Raw genomic sequence first — 1,145 nt, 5'->3', positions numbered from 1 at the left:
CGGACTTCACCCAGTGGCCGTCCTTTCCCTTCGAGGGCGACCTTCGTGTAAAGCAACTCGACGATCCGGTCCCGGTCGAACCGCCGCGTAAGGGCGAGGGGCACCGGGAATGCACGACCTGCAAGGCTCCCGACGACGCCTACATCTGGGTGGGTGAGCGATGGCGGGTGCGCGCCATGGACCGCCCCACCGGGCTGCCGATGGTGCTGATCCTGGAATCCCGCTCGCATCTGGACCTCGGAGACCTGCCGAATCTGCTCGCCGCCGAGTTGGGGGTGATGACCGTACGGCTGGAGCGGGCCATCCGGTCCCTCGACGGGGTCGCCCGGGTGCACGTCAACCGCTGGGGTGACGGCTCGGCGCACCTGCACATGTGGTTCCTCGCCCGGCCCTACGGGCAACTCCAGCTACGGGGGACGTTCCTCTCCCTGTGGGACTCCATCCTGCCGCCGATCTCGGAGGCGCGGTGGCGGGAGAACCTCGCCATGGTTGCCGCCTGGCTGGCGGAATTCGGGGGACGACCGCTGGTCGAGCCCCCGCGTATCCAGTGGCAGGCGCCGTCCAGCTTCACGGGTCAGCCCGCAGTCGACGAGGATCCACCGGAGGGCGAGCCGGTGTCCGTGATCGAGTTCGCCGAGGAGACCCCTCCGGCGGAGGAGTCGGAAGTCGAGGCGCCCACTACGGAAACCAGACGGCCGGAGCGGTAGAACGCGCAGTGGGCGGCCATCCCGAGGAATTCCTTCGGCCGCCCACTGACTGATGAGCGCGGCGTCGGGGTGGCCGGGCGGTCAGGGGTGCCGGGTTGCGGCGCGGCCCACCAGGGTTCCGATCATCCGGCCGAAGTCGAGGCCGGCGGCCTGGACCGCGAGTGGCAGCAGCGAGGTTTCGGTCATCCCCGGCGAGACGTTGACCTCCAGCACGTGCGGCTGCCCGGCGGAGTCCACGATCAGGTCGACGCGGCTCAGATCCCGCAGGCCCAACGCGGTGTGTGCGGCCAGCGCGACATCGGCCACCGCGTCGGCCACCTCCGGCCCCAGCCGCGCGGGCGTGTGCCAGGTCGTCCGGCCCGCGGTGTAGCGGGCGGCGTAGTCGTACACCCCGTTGCGGGGCATGATCTCCACCGCCGGCAGGGCGCGCGGCCCGTC

2 pseudogenes are annotated in these 1,145 nt (G+C 71.1%); one reads left to right on the top strand and one right to left on the bottom strand.

From position 1 onward, the window contains the following. Positions 1-707: pseudogene (locus AB0E94_RS53150) on the top strand (hypothetical protein); the annotation flags it as partial. A gap of 81 nt (positions 708-788) precedes the next feature. On the opposite strand, the pseudogene AB0E94_RS53145 reads toward AB0E94_RS53150, so the two are convergent. After that, positions 789-1,145, bottom strand: a pseudogene (locus tag AB0E94_RS53145) (D-alanine--D-alanine ligase); the annotation flags it as partial.

The organism is Actinoplanes sp. NPDC026670, assembly GCF_040638175.1.
Classification (GTDB): Bacteria; Actinomycetota; Actinomycetes; order Mycobacteriales; family Micromonosporaceae; genus Actinoplanes.
This window is presented reverse-complemented; position numbering and strand designations above follow the sequence as displayed.